The following is a 24,630-nucleotide window of genomic DNA, read 5'->3' as shown; positions in this document are numbered from 1 at the left end:
TCCTACTTTGCTGCTTTCATCTGGACGACCCGCCCCCAATCGTCGCGGTCGAATTCACCATCCCATTTCGCCACCACGATCGCGGCCACTGCGTTGCCGATCGTGTTGGTGATGGCGCGCGCCAGCGACATGAAGCGGTCTACTCCGAGCAATAGCGCGAGGCCTTCGACAGGCAGCCCGGCCGCAACGATGGTCGCCGCCAACGCGGCGAACGCCCCGCCCGTGACACCGGCTGCGCCCTTGCTGGTGAACAGCATCACGACAAACAGGCTCAACTGCTGCGCCGTGCTCAGCTCGATGCCGTAGACCTGCGCCACGAAGATCGTGCTCAGCGGCAATGTCAGCGCCACGCCGTCGAGATTGAAGGAGTAGCCGGACGGAATGACGAGACCGGTCACGGCACGTCCCACCCCCGCCCTTGGCAGCTTCTCCATCATTCCGGGAATCGCCGTCTCCGACGACGACGTTCCGAGCACGACGAGAAGCTCGGGGCGCAACAGCCGGAGTAGGTCCATCAGCCGGATGCCGACCAGACGGCAGATCATTCCCAGGACGACGAAGATGAAGAACGCCATCATCCCCCAGGCCGTCCCGACCAGGAGCGCGAGGGCGTACAATGTGGCGGCGCCGAACTTGCCGACCGTGAAAGCCATGGCGCCGAAGGCCCCGATCGGTGCCAGCATGACGACGACATGGACCACGCTGAACACGAGCTCGGTCAACCGCTCCATGCCCGAGCGCAGCGGCAGCGCCTTTTCGCCGAGCATCAAGAGGCCGATACCGCACAGCAGCGCGAGCACGAGAACCTGAAGCACGTCGCCGCTGGCAAACGCGCCGAAGAAGCTTTCGGGGATCATGTGCTGGATATAGGCCGACAACGAGCCGACATGGGTCTGCGCATAGCGGGCAACGGCTTCGGCCTGTTGCGGGGTGGCGTGCGCCACCCCCGCGCCGGGCTGGACCCATCGCACCACGACGAAGCTGAACATCAGGCAGAGCGTCGTGACGATTTCGAAATACAGGAAGGCCTTGAGTCCGATGCGTCCGACCGCCTTCATGTCGCCGACCTGCGCGATGCCCGTCACCACAACCAGGAATACCAGCGGCGCGATCGTGACCTTGATGAGCGAGATGAAGCCGTCGGCGAGCGGTTTGAATTCGAGTGCCGCAGCGGGAAACAGCGCGCCGACGAGTGCGCCGAGCACGGCGCCCGCCACGATCAGGACATAAGGCTCCCGCCAAAGCGAGCCGGCACGAGGCGCAGCAGCCTGCGTCGGGAGCGCCTCGGACAAAGGAGTCGTTGTGATCGTCAATTCCGTGTCCTCCCGCCTCGTGCTCTTCGGCGCTGCAAACAGCGTCTCCGCGGCCCTTATCTTTGGCCTGACATTGGACCAGCCGGTGCCGCGGTGCTAATGCCAGATTGGAATAATTCAATAACGAATTGGCATCATGGACCTGAGCTGGATCGAGGATTTCCTCGCTATTGCGGAGGACGGCGGCTTCTCCCGCGCAGCGCTGCGCCGGCACGTGACGCAGCCGGCCTTGAGCCGGCGGATCAAGTCGCTGGAAGCGTGGCTTGGAGCGCCTCTGTTCGAGCGCAGCACCCATGTCGTGAAGCTGACGCCGGCAGGGGAGAGTTTTCGTCCGGTGGCGGAGGACGTCATTCGCAGGCTGTCAAACGGCCGCGAGGAGGCCCTGGAAGCGGCTCGCCTCAAGGCCGAGACCGTTCAATTCGTCGCCACCCACGCACTGTCGCAGACGTTCTTTCCGGACTGGATCCGCCGGGTCGACCGCGCGCGGTCCGGTTCCGCCGTTCAGCTCGTGGCGTCGAACTTCGCCGGGTGTGAGAAGCTCCTGCTCGAGGCCCATGCGCATTTCATGCTGGCGCATTACCATCCATCGCTCGCCAGCCGCCTGGACAACGATCGCTTTCAGCGCATCGATCTCGCCGACGACGTCCTGGTCCCGATCAGCGCGACCGGTTACAGGGCCGTCACGCGCAGCGGTCGCCGGCGGCAATCGATGCCGCGGTTTGCGCTGCCTGGCTCTGCGGACAAGCCGCTGCCCTATCTCGCCTATCATCCAGGTTCCGGCGTGGGCCGCATCGTGACCGCCTTCCTCGCGACGAAGCAGCCGAGCGCCATGCTGCTCCCCAGCTTCTCAGCACCGGTGATGCTGCTCATCAACATGGCCCGGGAAGGCCGCGGGATCACCTGGGCTCCACGCAGCCTGGTCGAGCTCGATCTCCAGAGCGGCCGATTGGTGAGAGCCGGCCCGAAGGACTGGGACATCAAGATCAACATATGCCTCATCCGCGCACGGGCGCGGATGATCCATGCCGCTGAGAGTCTTTGGAGCACCGCAAGGAAGCTGGTAGCCACTTAGCCAATTGGCGGGAATTGGTTGCACAGCCAGCGTTGAGGTCAGCCCAGGCAGGGCTTCGGCCTCGCGCTCCATTTCCGCATTTCCTGCGCCTCTTCGACCCGCTACGGCTCGATTCATGTCTCTGGGCAGGCATAACGAGATGTCTGCCGGCAATCGCCTCTACCTCGACCTCACTTGTCCCAAGATCGCATAGCTTGATCACAAATATCGGGTCTACAGTCCCCCCGGCGGCAATGTGACCGCGAACGGCGTCGGCATCGCCACAGGCGCCTATACCTCGCTGGGGCTGACGCCGGAATTGTCCGGCCGCTGCATGCCGATCCTGCCGAACTCGCTGGTGACGCGCCCGCTCACTGCGGCCGAGCTCGCGGCGACCGGCTTCAAGACCCGGCAGGTGATCACCGACACGCGCACCTTGCGCTTCTACTACCGGCTGCTGCCGGACGACCGCGTCCAGATCGGCAGCCGGAGCGCCATCACCGGCGCCGACGCTACGCATGACCGGCACCTCCAGCTCCTGATCGACGGCCTGCATCGCAAGTTTCCCGCGCTCACAGGCATCGAGATCGATTATTCGTGGTGGGGCTGGGTCGATGTCAGCCACGACATGATGCCGCGCATCGTGCGTCCCGATGCCCAGGCGAAGCTGGTCTATGCGCTCGGCTATGGCGGCAACGGCGTCTCCTATTCGGCGCAGGCCGGCCGCCGGATGGCGCAGATGCTCGCGGGCCAAGCCTTCAAGGGGCAGGATCTGCCGATCTTCACCTCGGCGCTGCCGACGCATCCCTTCGCGCCGTTCCGCCGCATCGGCCAGCGCCTGCTCTATCGCTGGTATCACCTGCGCGACGAGGCGAGTTGAGGCGCCTCTCGCCGCATGTCGGTCCGACGAGCGTGCGCCTGCAGCAGCAGGGGTTCATGCCGTCGCTTCCCTGATCTCCACACGGATCGGAGTCGGATCGAAACCGTTGCATGGATTGTTCACCTGCGGACAGTTCGAGATCACGAACAGCACGTCCATCTCCGCGGTCACGTCGACGTAGTTGCCCGGCGCGGACGGGCCGTCGAGCACGGTGAAATTGCCGGAGGGCTCGATCGGCACGTTCATGAAGAAGTTCAGGTTGGAGACGATGTCGCGCTTGGTCAGGCCGTAGCGCGACAGCTCCAGGATGAAATTCTCCCGGCAGGCATGCAGGTAGCGCGTCGCCTCGCCGAAACGGACCGCATTGCTCTCGCAGGAGCAGCAGCCCGCAGAGGTGTCGTGGCGGCCGCAGGTGTCGGCGGCAATCCGCGCCATCACCCGGCCGCGATTGGAGATCAAGCACGTGCCGAGTTCGAGATAGGCCGAGCCCTGGACCCGCAAGGTGTCCTGCGCGCTGTAGCGCTCGGCGGTGTCCTCCGCGACATAGATCAGCGCGTCCACCGCCTGCTCGCCCTCGCTGTCGATGATGCGGAGCGTCTGGCCCCTCTTCAGCACCCGCGACCAGGGCTGCTCGGCGGGAATGTCGAAGGCATAGACGATGCGGCCCAGATCAATCGATGACATGACCACGCTCCTCAGGCGAACAGCCGATCGGTGAATGCGTAGGCACGCAACGCTTCCGGCGACGCCGTGCGGCAGACGTCGTCGGCCGCGGGCGGCGGCAGCCGGTGCCGGATCAGCGTGATCGGCGCGGTCGCTGCGGGTCGCGCCGGGTCGAGCGGATGGGCGCAGTTGGAGACGGCGACGATCAGGTTCATCTCGGCGCGCAGATCGACGAAATCGCCGGAGAGTTTGCGCTCCGCGTGCCAGACGAACCGCCCGGCCGCATCTGTCGTGACGGGCGCAAAGAACGTCACGCAGGGCGGGATGTCGCGCAAGCCCAGTCCGATCTTGGCGGCGGCCGAGATGAAATTCGCCTGCGTGTTGCGCGTCACCTCGCCATAGGCCGACAACGTCGAGTCAGGGGTCGAGCCGCCGACCAGAAGGTCATGCGCGCCGGACGTATCCTCGATCACCGAGAGCAGCACCCGTCCCATGTCCGACAGGATCATCCGGCCCTTCGACAGCGCCGCGCTCCATTGCACCTTCACGGTGTCGGCGCAGTTGATCCGCTCGCACGGATCCTCGCTGCGCCACGCCAGCAGCGAGACGCTGGAGCGGCCAAGACCATCGCTGATGCGCAGCGCCTCGCCGCGCGACAGCCGCATCGTCGCGTGCCAGCCGGGCGGCACCTGCTCGGTCTGGATGATCGCGTTCGCTGTGATCGGCGCACCGTCGCGCGCGGTCGGCGGCGGCAGCTGCTTCAGCTCCTGCCCCGCCGCGCGCAGCTCCTCGTAGCGGCGGCGGTTGGCGGCGGCCCGCTCCGCCTTGGTCTCTCCGCTCATGCGTCCGTCACCGTGAAATGCGCCTCGACCGGCCGTCCGGCCTTGCCGTTGATCGGCAGGATATCCTGCGGACAGGCGGAGAACGCGATCACCAGATCCATCTCCGCGCGCAAGCGCACATGGCCGCCGGGAACGGGGCGCGGCGGCGCGGCAAAGCCGAGCGTGCCGTCGGCCTCCCAGGGTATGTTCATGAACAGATTGAGCGGGCTCGGCACCTCCGGCGGCGTCAGGCCGAGCTCGGCCATGCCGGCGAACAGATTGTCGGTGCAATTGTCGTGGTGGCCCTCGTGCCCGAGAAACGCGTAGCGATAGCGGTCGCAGGCGGCGATCAGAGTGTCGTGAATGCCGCCCGAAGTATCCTCGATCAATGTCAGGATCGGCCGGCGCTTGTTGGTCCGCAGCACGTCTCCCGGCCGCGGCACCAGATGCAGCGAATGCGCCCGCGTGTGCTCGTTCGACATGAACTCCGACAAGTCGGCGCGATTGAACGCCCAGGTGTCGACCACCTGCTCGCCATGGGTATTGATCACGGTGACCACCTGGCCGGCCGTGACGAGCGCCGCCTTGCCGCGCCGCGCCGGAATCTCGATCGGATCCATCGCTCTCTCCTTCAGGGCTTGTAGGCGACCATGTCGATCTCGACGATGCCGCCGCGCGCCAGATCGCAGACGCCGATCGTGGTCCGGCCAGGCCGCTGCGCATCGTCGAAATGGCTGGAGAAGATCGCGTTCATCGCGGCGTAGTCGCGCTTGAATTCGGTCAGGTAGATGCGGGCGAACACGACGTTCGCGAAGCTCATGCCGCAGCCCTTCAGCACACGCGCGAGGTTATCCATGACCTTGCGGGTCTGCGCGTCGATACCATCCGGGAGCGGCAGCGCGTCGTCATCGGGATCGGTCGCGAGCTGGCCGGTGACGAACAGGAACGGACCGGCCCGCACCGCATGGCTATAGGGAGTGACCGGCTTCGGCGCATCCGGGAGCAGATGATAGATCGGATCCATGGCGTATCTCCTCGCGTTGTTTCTGGCTCATCCGGCGGCGTAGCGCTGGATGAACTGGCGCGCGCGTTCGGTTTCCGGGTTGACGAAGAAGCGCTCCGGTGGCCCGGTCTCGACCACGCGGCCGCGATCGAGAAACAGAATGCGGGTGGCGGCTTCGCGAGCAAAGCCCATCTCGTGGGTCACGATCACCATCGTGCGGCCCTCGCGTGCAAGCTCGCGCATCACCACCAGCACCTCGCCGACCAGCTCCGGATCGAGCGCGCTGGTCGGCTCGTCGAACAAGAGGACGTCCGGCTTCATCGCCAGCGCACGCGCAATGCCGACGCGCTGCTTCTGCCCACCGGACAGCCGCGCCGGGAACACATCGCATTTGTCGGAGAGCCCGACCTTGGCGAGCAGCGCCATCGCCTCCTCGCGCACCTCGGCCACGGGACGCTTCTGCACTTGCACCGGCGCCTCCATGAGATTCTGAAGGACCGTCAGATGTGGCCACAGCGCGAAATGCTGGAACACCATGCCGATCCGCGTGCGGACCCGCGACAGCGCACGGTCGGACATAACGACGCCACCATTGTTGATGCCGATGCGGTCGCCGTTGAGATAGATCTGACCGGCATCCGGCCGCTCCAGCCAGTTGATGCAGCGAAGCAGGGTCGACTTGCCGGAGCCGGACGGGCCGAGCACGCAGACCGTCTCGCCGCGCGTCACCGTGAAGCTGATATCGGAGAGCACCTCGAGCTCACCGAACCGCTTGGAAATGCCGGCGACGTCGAGCACGGCCATGTCGTCGGTCATCCCGGGCTCCTTCTCAGCGCCGCGCCGCGGCCAGCCGGTCGATGCCGCTGACACCCGCCTCGATCACGAGGCAGAGCCCCCAATACAGGATCACGGCGGTGATGAAGGCGGCGAACGGCACGTAGTGGCGCGACTGGATCGAGCTCGCGGCATGCGTCAGCTCGGGCAGTGCGATGATAGTTAGAAAAGCGCTGTCCTTGACGATCTGGATCATCTGGTTGCCGATGACAGGACCTGCGGCGAGCAGCAGCGGCGGCAGGATGATGCGGCGGAACAATCGCGCCCCGGAGAAGCCGAAGGCGACGCCGGCTTCGATCGGCTCGCGCGGCTGCGCCGCCCAGGCGCCGCGCAGGATCTCGGCGAGATAGGCGGCGTGATAGACGGTCAGCGCCACCAGCCCCGAGCTCCAATTGTCGAGCCTAATGCCAAACGAGGGCAAACCGTAGTAGACGATGTAGGCGAACAGCAGGAACGGCACGCAGCGCATGCCGTCGACGAACACGCGCACGGTGAGCGCCAGCCAGCGCCGCTTCGACATCAGGGCCGGCGTCAGCACGAAGGCGATCACGAGCCCGGCGATCGCCGACAGCACCGAGAGGATCGTGGTGTTGCCGAGACCGCTCAGCAGCAGACCCCGCTCGCTCCAGACGATGGCGAAATCCCGGATCATGCGGCCTCGGCTGCGAGCTGGCGCCGCTCGATGAAGCGCTGCAGCGAGACCAGCGCGAACACGATCGGCGCATACATCGCGATGGCGACCAGGAACGGCGGCAGCGGCTCATAGGTCTCGGCGCCGATGCGCACCGCCGCGCGGGTGATGTCGACGACGCCAACGACCGCCAGCACGGGCGTGACCTTGATCAGCAGCGACATCTCGTTGACGAGCCCGGGCAGACTGACCCGCACGATCTGCGGCAGGACGATGCGGCGGAAGCGCAGGCTCGCATGCATGCCGACCGACTGCGCGGCCTCGTACTGCTCCTTCGGGAAGTTCATCAGCGCGGCGCGCCAGACCTCGCAATTGAACGCCGAGGTGTTCATCACCAGCGCCAGGATCGCCGCCGACACCGGCCCGATTGCGATCCCGACATTGGGCAGCGCGAAGAACAGCAGCAGCAGCAACGTCACGAGCGGGGTCGCGCGCAGCACCGAGACATAGACCGCGACCACGCGGGCGACGATCGGAACGTTGGCCCAGCGCAGCAGCGCCAGGCCAAGGCCGATCGGCAGCCCGATCAGGATGCCGACCAAGGACAGCGTCACCGTGACCACCGCGCCCTGCAGGATGGCCAGCACGTCGGCCGCGCTCATCGCCGTCCACCCGTGGCGTCGCCGAGCAGCCGCGTCCCGTCGAGGGTCAACTCGCCGTCGAGCGGACCGGCGCGCAGCGATCGCCACCCGCACATCAGCTGCACCCCAACCGCGGCGTCAGAATTCCGGCTCGAACGTGACCGGCAGATCCGGGAAGGCCTCGCCGAACCACTTCTTTTGCAATTCGGCGAACCGGCCGCTTTCCTTCTCCTTGGCGATGAAGCCGTTCAGGAATTCGACCAGCTCCGTGTTTCCCTTGGCGACCGCCCAGGCCGGATAGGATTTGCCGGAGACGGGCTGGCCGACCGCGAACACGTTCGGCTTCTCGGCGATCAGCGCCTTGATGTTGATGATCGTGTTGACCACGTAGTCGACGCGGCCGAGCGCGAGATCCTGATAGGCTTCGGGATAAGAGGTGTATTCGACCACCTTGCCGAGCTTGCCGCCCTCCTTTTCCAGCATAGCCTGGAGCTCTGGCAGCCGCCCCAGCAGCGCGCTGCCGGCCTGCACGCCGACGGTCTTGCCGCTGAGATCCTTGATCGCGGAGATGCTCTTGTCGTCCTTGCGCTTCACGTAATAGTGCGTCGCGTCGGCGATCGGGCTGGTGAAGTCGAGCGACTTCTTGCGCTCCTTGGTGATGATCGCCGCGGTGATGGCGACATCGTACTTGCCGGTGGAGACGCCGGCCAGGATGCCTGTCCACGGCAGGATCTGCTGCTTGATCTCGAACGGCGCGTATTTGCGCAGATCCTCGATCAGTTCGTTGTCGAAGCCGGTCGGCTTGCCGTCCTTGACGAACTCGAAGGGACGGAAATCGTCCTCGGTCGCGACGATGAGACCGCGCTTCTTGATCTCGTCGAGGCTGCCGGCCTTGGCGCTGAACGCGGCCGGCAGCGTCAGCGCGGCGGCCAGCAGCGCAAGCGCTGCTCGCCGCGACGGTGCCGACAGGCGGGGAAACGAAGGCTTGGTCATCTCGTATCTCCTTACATGAACTGATCAGTCGAAGCTGAAGCCGTGCGCGCGCAGATAAGGTGGGAAGGAAGCCCCCTCGGCCTTGGCGGCCTGCCGCGCCTTATCCTCCGACCAGCCGTAGAAATCGGCCTCGCCGAACTCGGCGTTGCCGCGCTGCTGCTCTTTCGGAATCGCGTGCCGCGCATGGCGTCGCCGGTCGTAATCGTCGAGCGTCACGGGCAGCGCATCGTCGCCGTAGCGGTCGACATGCGTGGTAATGCTGCGCGGCAGCCGCAGGCTGACATGGCCTTCTGCGGCGGGATAGCCGAGACACAGCCCAGCGACGGGAAACACCATGTCGGGCAGTTCCAGCACATTGGAGACCGTGTCGATCTCGTTGCGGATGACGCTGATCGGACAGGTGCCGAGGCCAGCGGACTCCGCGCACAGGATCATGGTCTGCAGCGCCAGCGCCGCATCGACCGAGGCGTTGAAAAAGCCTTCCAGGGTGCCGTTCCTGACCGGCTTGCCGCGCAGCTCGCCGATGCGCTGCAGCCGCCGCGCATCACCGAGGAAAACGAAGAACACCGGCGACGCACCGATCCAGGGCATGCTCGGAAACAGCCGGCCGATCGCCACCCGCTTGTCGGCATTGCGCACGCGCATGACCGAGGCTTGCTGGAAATCCGACTTGGCCGAGGCGCTCAGCGCGCAGGCGACGAGCAGGTCGAGCAGCCCCTCCTCCGGCATCCGGTCGCTATAGCGGCGCACCGTCTTGCGCGACAGCACGCCGCGCAGGAACGCATTGGCCTCGACATCGCCGCCATCCGGTCCGCCGTCTCCGAAGCGTGTGGCGAGGGCATCGGCATGCTCGGACATCACAGCGCCCCTATCGCATCGCGCGCGACGCGCCAGGTCGAACGAACGCCATTGGCCTGAGCCATGATCGGCGGATCCCGCAGCGGCAGACGTCGCATTGCTCACCCCACGCGCTGCGACATCGGTGTCGCCGCCCCGGATCGATTTCGCCGCAGCTTCCGCGCAGCTATTATTCGAGATGTGAGCAAGGGACATGCCAGACGTCGCGGGGCCTGGCGCAGCGCGACCGCTCCTGCGACGATCTTCACCGGAAATGAGCAGCCAAATGCGCCGGTTGCGGACAAAACGCCGCAGCACACCTGAATGCGGAGCATGCTTCGTATTTGCGGCGACGGCGCCCCGACCGGATACTGCACTCCGGCGACGCGCTGCTTTTCGGGCAGCACCATGCCCATTATCTAATCGGAACTCATCGCGGTCGGGCGCGCTCAGTCCGGCGATCGTGTCGCATCGAGCCGTTCGCCCTGCGCCTTGACGATCGCCTGCATCATGGCAATGAACCGTTTTTGATCGGCCTTGGTGAGATCCGCGACCGTCGCGAGATGCGCCGCCCGTGCCGGCCGCTCGATCTTGCGCAGCAATGCCGCGCCGGAACGGGTCAGGCGGCAGGTCCGCGACCGCCGGTCGTGCGGTCCGACGCTGCGATCGACGAAGCCGCGCGCCTGCAGCCGCTTCAATGCGCCGGTCGTCGTGGTCCGGTCGAGCGCGATGTCCTGGGCCAGCGCCGTCTGATCCGCCGTCCCCCGTTTCGCCAGCGCCGTCAACAGGCTGTACTGCAACGGCGTGATCTCATAGGCGGCGCATTTCTGCTGGAACAGCGCGACGTGGATCTGGTGCAGCCGCCGGATCAGATAGCCCGGGCGCGCCTCGAGCGGCCATGACGGATCTGCTTTCGGCTTAGTCCTTCCGGCCATCGAACGGCTCCCGCATAAGCGCTGATCACGCTGCATCAATTTGAAGCTGTCTATGGCACGGATCTTGATGTAATGCGAAGTATGCTTCGTAAATCGGTCGGCACATCATCGGTGCCGGCTCATCGAGGAAGGCTTTGACCGGGACGAGCACGCTGCCCGGAAAGGAGACCTTGCATGTCCGTGAGCGCCTCGTTCGACCTGCTGCTGCGCGGCGGTCGTGTCATTGACCCCGCCTCCGGCATCGATGGACTGAAGGATGTCGCCATCCGCAATAGCCGCATCGCCGCTGTCCAGTCCGATATCCTGCCGACCAGCGCCAGGGATGTCGTCGACGTCACCGGCCAGCTCGTGCTTCCCGGACTGATCGACACCCACGCCCATGTCTATCAGTACGTCACCGGCCGCTTCGGCATGAATGCGGACATGGTCGGCGTACAGTCGGGCGTCACCAGCCTGATCGACCAGGGCGGTCCGTCCTGCATGACCCTGCCCGGCTTCCGGCACTTCGTCGCCGAGCAGGCGCAGTCGCGTGTCTATGCGTTCCTGTCGGCCTATCTGGTCGGCGGCCTCGAGGGCCATTACTACCCTGATCTCTATCGGCCCGACTGCGTCGACATCGACGCGACGGTGAAGTCAGCTGTCGCCAACCGCGACCTCGTCCGCGGCATCAAGGCGCATGCCGAGATCGGCGGCTTCGCGCGCTGGGGCATCCGGGTCATCGAGATGGCCGCGGAGATCGGCCGCCGCGCTGAGCTCCCCGTCTATGTCCATTTCGGCCAGCTCTGGGGCCTGCCGGCGAGCGGCACCAACGGCGAGGATGTCGACACCATCCTGGAGCGGGTGATCCCGCTGCTGCGTCCGGGCGACGTGCTGGCGCACCCGTTCACGCGGCATCCCGGCGGCTTCGTCAACACCAAGGGCGATGTACATCCGGTGATCCAGGCCGCGCTCGACCGCGGGCTCAAGGTCGACGTCGGCCATGGCAGCCATTTCTCCTACCGGCTGGCGCGCAAGGCGATCGACGCCGGCATCGTGCCGCATACGCTCGGCGCCGACATCCACGGCTACAACACGCATGTGCCAGCACCGGCCGGCACGCCGGACGAACATGCCGACGACGAGAACCATCCGTTCGCGGGCCAGGCCAAGTTCAGCCTCGTGCAGGCGATGAGCTCGCTGGTCGCACTCGGGCTGACGCTGGAGCAGGTCGTGCCGATGGTGACGTCGAATCCCGCTGCCATGCTCGGCCTGTCCGATCGGATCGGCGCGCTGCGTCCGGGCATGGCGGCCGATGTCAGCGTGCTCCGCGAGAAGCAGGGCCGCTTCGTGCTGCGCGACAACGAGAAGACCGAGGTGATTGCCGATCGGCTGCTGCAGCCGGTGTTCTGCCTGCGCGCCGGCATCCGCCACGACGCAACGGCGCCGATCCTGCCTGCAGCGGTCGCGGCCTGACGTGGCCGGCGCGGCGCCGACCGTCTCGGACAAGCGCGCGCCGCGCGGCGTCGGCGCGCGGCTGCTGCGCAAGGAGGACGATCGCTTCCTGCGCGGCCGCGGCCAATATGTCGCCGACATCAGGCTGCCGGGGATGAAGGACGTCGCCTTCGTGCGCAGCCCGATGGCGCACGCCAGAATCAAGGCGATCCATATTCCCACGGTGTACCGCGACGTCGTCTTCACGGCCGCCGACCTCGCCGGCATCAAGCCGATCCGCGCCGTCTCAGGCCTGCCCGGCTTCAAGATTTCCGAGCAGCCGGTGCTGGCGACGGGCAAGGTGCGCCATGTCGGCGAACTCGTGGCGATGTGCGTCGCGCGCAACCGCGCCGAGGCCGAGGACATCGCCGCTTCCGTCGAGCTCGACCTGGAGCCGCTGCCGGCGGTGCACGACATGCGGCTGGCGCGCGCGGCCGGCGGCGCGCTCGTGCACGAGCATTGGGGCGACAACGTCTTCCTGGAAACGAATTTCGAGGTCGACATCACTGCGGCGCTTGACGCGCCGATCAAGGTGACGCGCGAGATCTCGACGGCGCGCCAGTGCATGGCGCCGCTGGAGGGCCGCGGCGTCGTCGCGACCTTCGATCACCGGCTCGATCAGCTCACGCTGCACACGGGCTCGCAGATGCCACACATCGTGCGCAACGGCCTGTCCGACTGCCTCGGCATGGACCAGGGCCGCATCCGCATCATCGCACCCGACATCGGCGGCGGCTTCGGCCACAAGGGCATCCTGCTGCCCGAGGAAGTGTGCCTGAGCTGGCTCGCCATGGAAAAGGGCTGGACGGTGCGCTGGCTCGAGGACCGGCGCGAGCATTTGAGTGCGAGCGCGAATTGCCGCGAGCACGCCTATCACATCACGGTCTATGCCGATCGCGACGGCCGCCTGCGCGGCATCGACTGCGAGGCGATCGTCGATTCCGGCGCCTACTCGTCCTATCCGTTCTCGGCCTGCCTCGAAGCGGCGCAGATCGCGAGCATCCTGCCGGGGCCGTATCGGATGCCGGCCTATCGCTGCCGCACCTACTCGGTCGCAACCAACAAATGCCCGATCCTGCCCTATCGCGGCGTGGCGCGCACCGGCGTCTGCTTCGCGCTCGAGCTGCTGCTCGATGCCGTCGCGGCTGAAGCCGGGCTCGAGCCCGGCGAGGTCCGGCTGCGTAATCTGGTGCAACCGCAGGACATGCCGTTCGACAACATCACCAACAAGCATTTCGATAGCGGCGACTATCCCGGCGCGTTGCAGCGGGCGCTGGCGTCGATCGACGTCCCCGCGATCCGCGCCCGGCAACAGCGCGGCGAGGCGGACGGCCGGCTGATCGGGACCGGCGTCTCGATCTATTGCGAGCAGGCCGCGCATGGCACCTCGGTCTATGCCGGCTGGGGCATCCCGATGGTACCCGGCCACGAGCAGGCGACGGCGCGCCTGACGCCCGACGGCGGGCTCGAGCTGCGCGTCGGCGTTCATTCGCACGGCCAGGGACTCGAGACCACGCTGGCTCAGGTCGCGTCCGAAGTGCTCGGCGTCGATCCCGGCAACATCCGCGTCGTGCTCGGCGACACCGCGATGACGCCCTACTCCACCGGCACCTGGGGCTCGCGCTCGATGGTGATGGCCGGCGGCGCGGTGGGCACGGCCTGCGCGCAGCTCGTCGCGCGCGCCACGCGCATCGGCGCCAAGCTGCTGCAGCTCGCGCCGGAGGCGGTCGTGTGGCGCGAGGGCCGCGCCTGCGGACCGAACGGCAGCGTCAGCCTCGCCGAGATCGCCCACACCTGGTACCGCCGGCCGCAGGACCTTCCCGCCGACGTTGACCCGGCCGGCCTCGAGGTCACCAGCGGCTACAAGCCGGTGCGCGACAGCGGCACCTTCTCCTACGCGGCGCATGCCGTCACGGTCGCGGTCGATCCGGATCTCGGCGAGGTCGAGCTGCTCGACTACGTCATCGTCGAGGATGGCGGTGTCCTCGTCAATCCGGTGATCGTCGATGGCCAGATTCTCGGTGGCCTGGCGCAGGGCATCGGCACCGCTCTGTACGAGGAGATGCCGTTCGACGACGCCGCGCAGCCGCTGGCGACGACGCTGGCCGATTACCTGCTGCCGGGTCCGACCGAAGTCCCCGAACCGCGCCTGTTTCACATGGAGACGCCGTCGCCCTACACGATGTTCGGCGTCAAGGGCATCGGCGAAGGCGGTGCGATCGCGCCACCGGCGGCGATCGCCAATGCCGTCAACGACGCTCTCCGTCCGCTTGGTGCGGAGCTGATGCAGTCACCGCTGTCGCCACGCCGCATTGTCGCGGCAGTGCTGGCAGCGAAGCAGGCGCAAGGGAGCTCGCCGTGAAGGCTGCATCCTTCGCCTATGAGCGTCCCCACAGCGTCGGCGCCGCGCTCGCCCTGCTCGCGGACGCCAATGGCGGCGCAAGGATCATGGCCGGTGGCCAGTCGCTCGGGCCGATGCTCAATCTGCGCCTGGTGCAGCCGCCGCTGATCGTCGACATCGCGGGGCTCGCCGAGCTTCGTACGGCCGAGCGTGACGGCGATGATCTTGTCATCGGCGCCTGCGTCACCCATGCCGACATCGAGGACGGCCGGCTTCCTGACGTGACTCATGGCGTGCTGCGGCGGATCGCGCGCGGCATTGCCTACCGCGCCGTACGCAACCGCGGCACAATCGGAGGCTCGCTAGGTCATGCCGACCCGGCCGCCGACTGGGTAACGACGCTCACGGCCCTCGGCGCCGGCGTGCGGCTGACGACCTCCACCGGCCAACGCGACATCGCCGTGGCAGAGTTCATCCAGGGCGCACTGCAGACCGCGCTGCGTCCGGGCGAGTTCGTCGCCGCGATCCGCCTTCCCTCCCTGTCGCCCACGACGCGCTTCGGCTACGCCAAGGCCTGTCGCAAGCCCGGCGAATTCGCGCATGCGATGGCCGCCGTCCTGATCGAGCCGGACAAGGCCTGCAGCCGAGTTGTGATCGGCGCCATCGACAGGACACCGATCGTCGTCGACGATTCATCGCTGTTTGGCGGAGCGAACACTAATCTCGGGCAGCAGTTCGATCGCGACCTCGCCGACCGCCTGCTGATGCAGGCCGGCGTGACCGATCCGGCCGCCCGACACATCCACGTGACCGTGCTCGCGCGGGCGATCGCGGAGGCCGCGGCGTGATGAAGCTCCAGCTCACCGTCAACGGCATCGCGACCGAGGCCACGGTCGAACCGCGTACCCATCTCGCCGACGTCCTGCGTGATCGGCTCGACCTGACCGGGACGCATCTCGGCTGCGAGCATGGCGTCTGTGGCGCCTGCACACTGCTGCTCGACGGCGCTCCGGCCCGCTCCTGCATCACGCTCGCGGTGGCCTGCGATGGTGCTGCCGTCACGACCATCGAAGGCCTGGATGAGGATGAGATCGCAGCCGAGCTGCGCACGGCCTTTGCGCGCGAGCATGCGCTGCAATGCGGCTACTGCACCCCCGGCATGATCATGTCGGCGCGCGACCTCGTGCTGCGCCTCGATCACGCGGACGAGCAGGCCATCCGTGTCGGGTTGAGCGGCAATCTCTGCCGTTGCACCGGCTATGTCGGGATCGTCCGCGCTGTCCGCGCGGTGATCGAGGCGCGGCGGCAACGTGGCATCGCGGCCGTGATCGGCGCCGGACGCACGACGCTCGGACCCGTGGGATCGCAGTCGGGCGCGGTCGCGACCGCTGCGTCGTCAGCGCGGCCAGCAATGGCGGAGATGGCGGTTGACCGGGGCGCTGCCATCAGCACACGCGATATTCCCGAGGCCGTGCCCGCCAAGAGCTTCGACGCATCCTTCACTGTGAACGCCGCGCCTGCGCAGGTTTTCGCGCTGTTCGGAAACCTCACGACCCTGGCCGCATGCTTTCCCGGCGCGATGATCACGGCCATGCCGGCCCACGATCGCATCGAAGGCGAGATCAGGGTCGCGCTTGGCCCGCTTGCGGCCGTGTTCCGCGGCGCCGCGCGGATCGAGCGCGACGACGCAAGTCTGTCCGGCCGGCTCATCGGCACGGGACGTGACCAGCGGAGCCGCACCTCGACCTCCGGGCAGATCAGCTGGCGCATGCTTCCGATCGACGAAGGACGGGCAACCCGCGTCGCGCTCGCGATCGGCTACAGCCTCTCCGGCCCGCTGGCGCAGATCGCGCGCGACGGGCTGGTGCGCGATCTGGCGTCGCGCATCACGACGACGTTCGCGCAGAACTGCGACCGGCATCTCAACGGCACGGCGGGCCCGGCGGAGACACCAGAGCCGCAGCGCCTCAACGCACTTGCCCTGCTGCTGGACGTCGCACGGCAACGTCTCACCGGCTTGGCCCGGCGCATGCGCGGGCAATGAAGCAGCCTCTCACCGGCGGCCTGGTTCTCGCCCACGGTCAGCTTTGAATGAGCGCCGAACACCCGCGCGGGACATCGTCTCGGCACCTGTCTCCACGTTTCAAACAGCAGGCATGGCTGAGCTTTCTCGCGGCGAGATGCGCCCGAGCTTTGCCATCGATCGACCTCTTCCTCCGAAGAAGAGGCGCAGGGAAGACCGGGTATCGGCTGATACCCGCGGTCCGCGTGCAACAAAAAGCACGCGGCAGAACCACAGGTTCAGCCCAATATCCGGCCTTCCCTGCGCGACGGTTTTGCGGGTTATAGGCGCTCTCCCCGGGGATCGGCTGTCTTGCCCCCGTCGCCAGCGGATCATCATCACCACCGGCTTGGCATCAGCACCGCGATGCCAGGACCACACCATTTCGCCGTCGCCTCGCTCCGTTCGTCGGCCGGGCTGTGACACCCGGCTGCAGAGCAACGCGCCCGTCGCATCTTCCGGCTCGACGCTCGTGACGATCGCGAAACGTCCCTCTTCAGCGAGCCGGGATGCGCGAGAATGTGGAGGTGATTTGCCCGACGACGCAAGGGAGAAGTGCGCGACAAACTGGCACGACGGGCAGTTGGCGCATGCGGGGCATGCGAGGATTGCCCGTCGGGCAGATGATTGGTCGGATGACGACGGAGTATCGCGTGGCTTTCGCCGTCGCTACGTCGCGACAACTTGCTCAATCGCAGCGAGGGGAGCCAAGGAGCTTAATGCAATGTCACAGTAAACCCGTCCGGATAGACATCGCCGTAATCTGGGGCTCCGCTGTTAATCGTACGAACCACTCTCCAGGCGCCGAAGCGTCGGCAGAGCATAACGCGCGAAGTGATGGGCTTGGCTTCGGAGCCGAAGCCTTTCCACATCACTTCGATCTCCGTAGATCCCAACTATATCGAAGGCGAATGAGACCCCGGTCTCGCTGTGTGCGCCCCTATGATAGAACTGAGCATCGCTCCCATCGTCGATGAAACGCCTTGATACTGCAACGCAGTCCGCCCGATAGGCTGCCGCCAAATCCAACGGTGGAAATGCATTGACCCTGTCGCCCTGACAGTATTGACCGAGCAGTGCTTCCTGGACTTCGCTTAGGCAGCCGACGACCAACTGAGCAGGCATCTCGTGGAGCCGTACCCAAGCATGCCTCGCTTTCTCTACGTCGACTGATTGTTTCGCCTCGATGGCATAGATCAGTGAACGAATTTCAACAAGGCAGACTTCTTCTGGCGTCATCGGCTCAACCGGCTCAACCTCGGCACGATAGCGACCAAGGAACCGTATCGCAATCGCGAAAGCTCGCCATTCGTCCTGCGCAAAGGGATTTGTTTTACTTGGCAAACCCGTAAGTGGCCGCAGCAAAGCAACATCCAGTGGATCGCCGAATGATGCCACTTTCTTGGCAAGCCAATCCAAGCTCATTGAGCTCTTGATATCCGAGGCTCTAAGTGCTCGGCGATAGAGGCGTCGACGCACCTCTTCGTCCAGACCATAAATCTCCTCGGCATAGATATAGTCAAACGGATGATCGAACATCCTTAAGCACAACGAAAGAGCAAGGTCATTATCGACAGCATCCCCGTCGTCAATCAGCACAGACGCCAGCTCTGCCTTCACTTGCGCCCGCGACTCTTCAGCGTCGCTATCAAGCGCGCCGAGACTCTTCAGAGCGTCAATGATGCTCGAATTAATGCCCCAATTTCCCGGATTCACCTCAAGAGCATTGACGGCCTCAATCAAGCGATCAAGAACTTCCTGCGGTGCCCCACGGGCGAAGCCGATCGAATCCAACATAATGAGTTGGACGTGATACGGCTCCCATCGAAACCGTTCGCGGAATAGACAAATCAGGTCCTCGGCAAACTCGCTATCCGCACCACCGAAGAACACCCGCCGGCCGTCCAAGAAGAAATGGAGTTGGCCAGAAGTTAGCTCCCTCAGCTTGATCGGGAACGCCTGTGCCTCTTTGGACGGAGGCTGAAGGCCACGCTGTGTTGATCGGGCAACGATCGTAAATCCAATGGATTCACCAAACCCGTAGTAAGTCAGAGCGAAAGCTTGGCTTCGAAGTGGGTATCGCTCCTCACGAGCAAACTCTGCCCACCGGCGCCGCTCCGTCGCCAACCGCGCATCCATCTCGGCACATAACCCCAGGAAGATCTCAAGCCCCGGTCCGTGAACGGCGAGACGGCCGATAGCTCCGAGCCTCGCCTTTTCAGGAGACGTCCATTCACGCCGAGTTGCATCGTCCCAACCGATGCGGACAGAACCGCCGCTTTTCGAAAGCACGAGCCGAGCATTCCGAAGTTCGGAAACACAGGCTTCTGCCACCTCGTTTAGCAAGTTCCATGCGGTTGACGCTGCGATTGGGCCAAAATGTCCGCTCGCCGCGTCTCCTAGCAACGACGAACTAATCACTTGAGAGAAGACAGATCGGGAGGCAGCCGCGTCTTCGATTGCCGTAACGATATCGCCGGCAATCGGCTCAAGGATCGGGGTAGACAGCCGCTGCCCGAAGTCTACGGGATTTTTAGTAGCCGCTCGGGCGAGATCGACGGCCGCGCAGGCGTTCAGAATCATCTCATGGGAGAAGGAAATCCGCCCAGCCCGTCGTACGAGCAAGCCCGATGTGAACAGCGCATCACACTCTGCAAAGCCGAGACCTTGAGAACGCATGAAATCGTCGAAATCCGGTTCAGCCAACGAGAATGCAACCTGCGCATGTAGCAAGGCCGCGAGTCGCCTCAAGCCAAGTGATCCGGCTCGGGCCTGCCCAGCCAAACGCTTACGAATGTATTGATCAATCAGCAATAGGCGGGTGACGTCGGCCTTTAGATCGCAGCCAATTTGTCCGACTAGGCTGGCTTCGATGCCCGATCGCACCGCCCGGAGCACATCAAGCGCAATTGGCGTGAGCTCCCCTCCGACTGACTGCGCAATTCGTTCCTTCAATTTCGTGCTCGGGCGGGCGACCACCACACCTCTGAGTCCAGCGAACACCTCAGGCTTTGCATGTTGGTCAGTGACGACGAGCAGTGCTCCCATCCGGCGCGCTAGTGCCCGGATGCCACGGAGTGCCTCCGGGGCCGCCGGGCCGAACTCGTTGAGACCATCGACAATCAGAAAAACGGGCCCATCGGATCGCGCGACCGCGCGATAAAGATTAGCCGGCTCGCAATCGATGAGCAGCCCAACTTCCTTGCGAAGGCTCTCGGCCCAAGAGCCGGTGAAGTTCTTCGCGGCGATAAAGAAAATCGGGTGCCCCTCCTGAGCCAACCTCGCCGCAAGCCATTTTGCCATCAGGGACTTACCGCAGCCTGATGGTCCACTGATGAAGCATCCCGCATCAGCCGCAGCCGCATTCATGAGTTCGGCGCGCTCCTCCTCCGTTTCTGGCACCCAAGATCTTCCATCGCGCCCGTATTCGGCCGCGACAGCCTGGGTGTAGCGTCGTATCAAATCAGCCTCTTCGCGCCTTTGGGAACCAGCGATGGCCTGCTCCAATGTCACCCAGCTTAGCTTGAGGCTTCGCGCGAATGCCTCCCAGTCGGACATTGACCAAGGTGATACCCCCATTAATTTTATCTGACCGGGAAACAGATCGAGCGTCGTGACTACCGCCTTAAAATTGCCGGGCGTGACGGCCGAACCCTTGGGGATTGGGCTCGTAAACACGACGTATCCGTCTGGACGGAAGCTTCCCACCGCCTTTACGCTTTGCATTGCGTCGCGCAGCCGGTTCTTCGCGCCAACCGCTTGTTGGTAAGCGTTCGTATAATCTTTCCATTCGCCCGACGCGGATAACCGGGCCCAAGGTCCGTTGAGGTTGCCACGGATCGGAAGTCGGCTGGCCTTGACCTCCACGACTGAAACAGAATTGTCCGTCGCAATCACAAAGTCAATTTGACGACCTTCTAGTTCGATATTGGCAAGAACAATCGAGGGAATCCCTTTTTGGTCAAGCCACGAAACTACAAATGACAAAAATTTCCGCTCCGATTCGTGATCGATCGGCGCACCTATGAAAACCTTTGTAGCAGTGGATTTCGTAGCCATGAGCAATACACGTTAGCAAAAAGCGATGCACACTTGCACCAGTGAATGCACTGTTACGACAACCCCCACGGCATGTGAGAGAGGATGTATTCTTTTTTAGGTCAAAATCGCGAATCTGATTCGAATGATTCGACTACCCGCCGATACGAAACAACTTGTATGCTCGGGGTTGTTCGAACAAAATTTGCTCGACAATCCCGTTGCTTCTTGGTTTCGGTGGCTGAGTCACCGATCAGCAAGATTGCGCCTTTCGGTTGGATCAACTCGTTAACGCGGATGTTCGAGCGGACTGCGTCAATGTAATCTTGGAAATGCGAAAGATACGAACTGCATTGAATGACGGCCTGATTTCCGACCTGACTAAGTCCGCGACCGTCACGACGTGAAAATTGAACATTGAAACGCTTAAGTTCAACAATATGCCAGACATATCCAAGGGAAGATCGCGTTACTACCAAGTAGTCCGGAATCAGCCCAGGCGATTTGTCCAAACCGCGCGGCTTAATCATCGGTTTTGGAAAGATCCAAATTCCGTGGTGGCCAGAATGATCTACAGCATATTGAATGAGGTACGGATTTTTGGTTAGGACCTTTTGAATTGCTTCCTCTGATCCGACAGCCAAAGCGTTACGTAATGCATTTCGGCTGTATGAACGGATATCCAACCGGCATCCAAAATGAGAGCCCGGGAATTCTTCTGCCCACTTGATCCTGTTGGCCTTCAAATCACTTTCTGTGACTGACTTAAGAAGTTGCACGAAACTGCTCCCTTTGGAACAAGCTTGCTACGCCCTACTCCCACTCAATCGTCCCCGGCGGCTTGCTGGTCACGTCGTACACCACCCGGTTCACGCCCTTCACCTCGTTGATGATGCGCGTCGCCGTGTTGCCCAGGAACTTCATGTCGAACGGATAGAAATCCGCCGTCATCCCATCCGTCGAGGTGACGGCGCGCAAGCCGACGACATAGTCGTAGGTGCGGCCGTCGCCCATGACGCCGACGGTCTTGACGGGGAGCAGCACGGCGAAGGCCTGCCAGATGGTGTCGTAGAGGCCGGCCTTGCGGATCTCGTCGATGTAGATGGCGTCGGCCTTGCGCAGGATGTCGAGCTTCTCGACCGTGATCTCGCCGGGGCAGCGGATGGCGAGACCCGGGCCCGGGAACGGGTGGCGGCCGACGAACACGTCGGGAAGGCCGAGCTCGCGGCCGAGCACGCGGACCTCGTCCTTGAACAGCTCGCGCAACGGCTCGACCAGCTTCATGTTCATGCGGGCCGGGAGGCCGCCGACATTGTGGTGCGACTTGATCGTCACCGAGGGGCCGCCGGTGAAGGAGACGCTCTCGATCACGTCGGGATAGAGCGTGCCCTGCGCCAGGAAATCGGCGCCGCCGATCTTCTTCGCCTCGGCCTCGAACACGTCGATGAAGAGTCGTCCGATGGTCTTGCGCTTCGCTTCGGGGTCGGTGACGCCGGCGAGTTCGCCGAGGAAGAGCTTTGAGGCGTCAACATGCACCAGCGGGATGTTGTAGTGGTGCCGGAACAGGTCGACGACGGTCTCGGCCTCGTTGAGCCTGAGCAGGCCGTGGTCGACGAACACGCAGGTGAGCTGGTCGCCGATCGCCTCATGGATCAGCACGGCCGCAACCGCGGAATCGACGCCGCCGGAGAGGCCGCAGATCACCTTGCCCTTGCCGACTTGCGCGCGGATCTTCTTGATCTCCTCGGCGCGGAAGGCGTGCATGGTCCAGTCGCCGCCGAGGCCGGCGATGTTACGGACGAAGTTGCGGATCAGTTTTGCGCCGTCGGGCGTGTGCACCACCTCGGGGTGGAACATCAGGCCGTAGTACTTGCGCGCTTCGTCCTGGATCACGGCGAACGGCGCGTTGGGCGAGACGCCGGCGACCGAGAAGCCCGGCGGCATCTGGGTGATGCGGTCGCCATGGCTCATCCACACCTGGTGCTGCTCGCCGGTCTGCCAGACGCCGTCGAACAGGCGGCTGTTAGTCTTGACCTCGACGTCGGCGCGGCCGAACTCGCGGTGGTGGCCGCCCTCGACGGTGCCGCCGAGCTGGGCGGCCATCGTCATCTGGCCGTAGCAGATGCCCATCACGGGCACGCCGCTATCGAAGATCAGTTGCGGGGCGCGCGGCGAGCCTTCCTCATGAACCGATTCCGGGCCGCCGGACAGGATCACGGCCTTGGGCTGCATCTCGCGGAAGGCGGCCTCCGCCTTCTGGAACGGCACGATCTCGCAATACACGCCGTCCTCGCGCACCCGGCGCGCGATCAGCTGCGTGACCTGGCTGCCGAAATCGACGATCAGGATCTTGTCGTGGAGCGCGGCCACGGAGGTGTCGGCGGCGGCGCTGGCGGGGGTGTTGGGCTGGGCTGTCATGGCAAGCAATTACGCCGCGGCGGGAGGACTCGCAACCCTTGCCAGCAAGCGATTCACCGGTGCGTACCCCACCCACCGCTGTCGTCCCGGCCAAGCGGACTGGGGCAATGCGCAGCGTTGCGCCAGTTCGCGCCGAGCCGGGATCCATAGCCACAGGACGCGGGGCTCGGGCACGCTGTGGCCACAGCTCGCGCCAGACGACGGCCGCGGAGTATGGGTATGGGTCCCGGGTCGGCGCCCCACGCGCTACGCGCGCGGGGCTTGCCCGGGACGACAGCGGGGAATGTTCGCGGCGGGGGGCCGTAGGGTGGGCAAAGGCGCCTGGCAGGCCTTCCGTCTGGTCCACGCTGATGCGCGCCGTGCCCGCCGTCGGGCGGCGTGGGTGCGGCTACGCCTGCTTCTTCAGCACCGACACGAAGAACCCGTCCGTCCCGGTTCGGCGGGGGGTCATCAGCCAGCCCTCCGGCGTCTTCAGCGCGGCCTCGGCGAAGGCCTCGGCCTTGTCCCAGAGGACGGTGGCGGTTTGCTCCGGGGGCTGAACCGCGAACTCCGGATGCCGCTCCACGAACGCTCTCACCTGGTCGCCATTCTCGGGCTGCAGCACCGAGCAGGTGATGTAGGCGATGCGGCCCCCGGGTTTGACCAGGGAGGCCGCGCGATCAAGCACTTCGGCCTGGTCCTTGAGACGGATCTCGAGCGCGCCGGGACGCATGCGCCATTTGGCGTCGGGGTTGCGGCGCCAGGTCCCCGTGCCCGTGCAGGGGGCGTCGATGACGACGAGGTCGGCCGAGGCCTTGATGTCGGCGAGCGGGTCGGCGTCGCCCTTCGGGCTGCGCACATCGGCATTGTGGACCCCGGCGCGCGACAGCCGCTCGTGGATGGGCGCGAGCTGGCGCTTGTCGCTGTCGGTCGCGATCAGCCGGCCCTTGCCGCCCATCATCGCCGCCAACGCCAAGGTCTTGCCGCCGGCCCCGGCGCAGAGGTCGATGACCTGCTCGCCGGGCTTGGCCGCGGTGAACAGCGCCGCGAGCTGCGAGCCCTCGTCCTGGACCTCGATGGCGCCCTTGAGGAAATCCTCCTCGGCATGGATTCCGGGATTGCGGGCGTCGGCGCCGAGCGTGATGCGCAGGCCAATCGGCGACCACGGCGTCGGCTTCGCGCCGAGATGCTTGAGCGAGGCCTCCATTTTCTCGCGCTTGGCCTTGAGCGTATTGACGCGCAGGTCGAGCGGCGCGCGGCTGGCCATCGCCATGGCTTCCGCGACGCGGTCGTCGCCGAACACGGCGGCGAGATAGGGGTCGAGCCAGTCGGGATAGTCGCCGGCGACCGGCGGCGGCGCGCCCTCGGTGGTGCGCGTGGCCAGCGCCCGCTCCTCCTGCGCGTTCAAGGGCGGCGGGGCGAAGCGGCTGCCGTCGCACATCGCACCGATGGTCGCGACATCGAGGCCGCGCTCGAGCTTGAGCATGCCGAGCACGCGCGCCCGCGCCGTGTCGTCCTCCATCAGGTAGGCGCTGGAGGCGCGGCGGCGGAGCACGTCCCACACGAGCCCGGCAATGGCGGCGCGGTCGCCGGAGCCGGCGAAGCGGTGGCTGGTGCCCCAGTCCTTCAGCGCCTTGGCCGCCGGCGCCCTGTCGGCCTCGATGGTTTCGATGATGTCGATGGCGGCGGACAGCCGGGCGGCGGGGGTCATTCAGGGTCC

At 65.1% G+C, this 24,630-nt stretch carries 20 protein-coding genes and 1 pseudogene; 6 read left to right on the top strand and 15 right to left on the bottom strand.

Annotated elements, in window-relative coordinates:
* Positions 1–2: 2 nt before the first annotated feature.
* Entirely contained in the window at positions 3–1,313 is a 1,311-nt protein-coding gene (locus QX039_RS01490) for a cation:dicarboxylate symporter family transporter (protein ID WP_315739215.1), read from the bottom strand.
* 136 nt (positions 1,314–1,449) lie between these two features.
* Between QX039_RS01490 and QX039_RS01485 the strand changes: the two genes are divergently transcribed.
* Entirely contained in the window at positions 1,450–2,385 is a 936-nt protein-coding gene (locus tag QX039_RS01485) for a LysR family transcriptional regulator (protein WP_315739214.1), read from the top strand.
* 223 nt (positions 2,386–2,608) lie between these two features.
* Positions 2,609–3,244 (top strand): annotated as a pseudogene (locus tag QX039_RS01480) (NAD(P)/FAD-dependent oxidoreductase); the annotation flags it as partial.
* Positions 3,245–3,298: 54 nt separating this feature from the next.
* Here the strand turns inward: QX039_RS01480 and QX039_RS01475 are convergent.
* From QX039_RS01475 to QX039_RS01430, 10 genes are all read right to left on the bottom strand, one after another.
* Complete coding sequence (locus QX039_RS01475) at positions 3,299–3,928, bottom strand: urea amidolyase associated protein UAAP2 (protein ID WP_315770954.1); 630 nt, start codon at positions 3,926–3,928, stop codon at positions 3,299–3,301.
* A gap of 11 nt (positions 3,929–3,939) precedes the next feature.
* Positions 3,940–4,749 (bottom strand): urea amidolyase associated protein UAAP1, encoded by an 810-nt coding sequence (locus QX039_RS01470; RefSeq protein ID WP_315770952.1) that lies wholly within the window; start codon positions 4,747–4,749, stop codon positions 3,940–3,942.
* Positions 4,746–5,348, bottom strand: a complete 603-nt coding sequence (locus QX039_RS01465; protein WP_315770951.1) for an urea carboxylase-associated family protein — start codon at positions 5,346–5,348, stop codon at positions 4,746–4,748. The genes QX039_RS01470 and QX039_RS01465 overlap by 4 nt, the downstream gene beginning before the upstream one ends.
* 11 nt (positions 5,349–5,359) lie before the next feature.
* Positions 5,360–5,752, bottom strand: a complete 393-nt coding sequence (locus QX039_RS01460; protein ID WP_315770950.1) for a RidA family protein — start codon at positions 5,750–5,752, stop codon at positions 5,360–5,362.
* Positions 5,753–5,779: 27 nt separating this feature from the next.
* Positions 5,780–6,547: an amino acid ABC transporter ATP-binding protein gene (locus QX039_RS01455; RefSeq protein ID WP_315770949.1), complete on the bottom strand. Its 768-nt coding sequence runs from the start codon at positions 6,545–6,547 to the stop codon at positions 5,780–5,782.
* A 13-nt stretch (positions 6,548–6,560) separates the two neighbouring features.
* Complete coding sequence (locus tag QX039_RS01450; protein ID WP_315705368.1) at positions 6,561–7,217, bottom strand: amino acid ABC transporter permease; 657 nt, start codon at positions 7,215–7,217, stop codon at positions 6,561–6,563.
* Positions 7,214–7,858 (bottom strand): amino acid ABC transporter permease, encoded by a 645-nt coding sequence (locus tag QX039_RS01445; RefSeq protein WP_315739206.1) that lies wholly within the window; start codon positions 7,856–7,858, stop codon positions 7,214–7,216. The genes QX039_RS01450 and QX039_RS01445 overlap by 4 nt, the downstream gene beginning before the upstream one ends.
* Before the next feature lie 117 nt (positions 7,859–7,975).
* The gene (locus QX039_RS01440; protein WP_315739205.1) at positions 7,976–8,830 is read right to left on the bottom strand and encodes a transporter substrate-binding domain-containing protein; all 855 of its coding nucleotides are present in this window, start codon (positions 8,828–8,830) and stop codon (positions 7,976–7,978) included.
* A gap of 24 nt (positions 8,831–8,854) precedes the next feature.
* Positions 8,855–9,688: a nitroreductase family protein gene (locus tag QX039_RS01435; RefSeq protein ID WP_315739203.1), complete on the bottom strand. Its 834-nt coding sequence runs from the start codon at positions 9,686–9,688 to the stop codon at positions 8,855–8,857.
* Positions 9,689–10,116: 428 nt separating this feature from the next.
* Positions 10,117–10,602: a MarR family winged helix-turn-helix transcriptional regulator gene (locus QX039_RS01430; RefSeq protein WP_315739202.1), complete on the bottom strand. Its 486-nt coding sequence runs from the start codon at positions 10,600–10,602 to the stop codon at positions 10,117–10,119.
* Positions 10,603–10,776: 174 nt separating this feature from the next.
* Between QX039_RS01430 and QX039_RS01425 the strand changes: the two genes are divergently transcribed.
* From QX039_RS01425 to QX039_RS01410, 4 genes are read left to right on the top strand one after another with little or no spacing between them, the layout of a single operon-like run.
* The gene (locus tag QX039_RS01425) at positions 10,777–12,054 is read left to right on the top strand and encodes an amidohydrolase/deacetylase family metallohydrolase (protein WP_315739200.1); all 1,278 of its coding nucleotides are present in this window, start codon (positions 10,777–10,779) and stop codon (positions 12,052–12,054) included.
* A gap of 1 nt (position 12,055) precedes the next feature.
* A complete protein-coding gene (locus QX039_RS01420) occupies positions 12,056–14,434 on the top strand; it encodes a xanthine dehydrogenase family protein molybdopterin-binding subunit (protein WP_315770947.1) in 2,379 nt (792 codons plus the stop codon).
* Positions 14,431–15,261, top strand: coding sequence for an FAD binding domain-containing protein (locus tag QX039_RS01415; protein WP_315770946.1), 831 nt, complete (start codon positions 14,431–14,433; stop codon positions 15,259–15,261). Before QX039_RS01420 ends, QX039_RS01415 begins: the two co-directional genes overlap by 4 nt.
* On the top strand, positions 15,261–16,457 hold the full coding sequence (locus QX039_RS01410) for a 2Fe-2S iron-sulfur cluster-binding protein (protein ID WP_315770944.1): 1,197 nt from the start codon (positions 15,261–15,263) through the stop codon (positions 16,455–16,457). Before QX039_RS01415 ends, QX039_RS01410 begins: the two co-directional genes overlap by 1 nt.
* A 795-nt stretch (positions 16,458–17,252) precedes the next feature.
* Here QX039_RS01410 and QX039_RS01405 read toward each other — a convergent pair.
* The 4 genes from QX039_RS01405 to QX039_RS01390 all read right to left on the bottom strand — a co-directional run bounded on the left by QX039_RS01405 (position 17,253) and on the right by QX039_RS01390 (position 24,621).
* Complete coding sequence (locus tag QX039_RS01405; RefSeq protein WP_315770942.1) at positions 17,253–20,534, bottom strand: NERD domain-containing protein; 3,282 nt, start codon at positions 20,532–20,534, stop codon at positions 17,253–17,255.
* 101 nt (positions 20,535–20,635) lie between these two features.
* Positions 20,636–21,292, bottom strand: coding sequence for a hypothetical protein (locus QX039_RS01400; RefSeq protein ID WP_315770940.1), 657 nt, complete (start codon positions 21,290–21,292; stop codon positions 20,636–20,638).
* Between the two features lie 34 nt (positions 21,293–21,326).
* Positions 21,327–22,931, bottom strand: a complete 1,605-nt coding sequence (guaA, locus tag QX039_RS01395) for a glutamine-hydrolyzing GMP synthase (RefSeq protein WP_315770938.1) — start codon at positions 22,929–22,931, stop codon at positions 21,327–21,329.
* 388 nt (positions 22,932–23,319) lie between these two features.
* A complete protein-coding gene (locus QX039_RS01390) occupies positions 23,320–24,621 on the bottom strand; it encodes an RsmB/NOP family class I SAM-dependent RNA methyltransferase (protein ID WP_315770936.1) in 1,302 nt (433 codons plus the stop codon).
* Between the last annotated feature and the right edge of the window lie 9 nt (positions 24,622–24,630).

It is taken from the genome of Bradyrhizobium sp. SZCCHNR1043, assembly GCF_032489675.1.
Classification (GTDB): domain Bacteria; phylum Pseudomonadota; class Alphaproteobacteria; order Rhizobiales; family Xanthobacteraceae; genus Bradyrhizobium.
The sequence above is the reverse complement of the archived record's forward strand: the minus strand, read 5'-3'. Positions and strand labels throughout refer to the sequence as shown.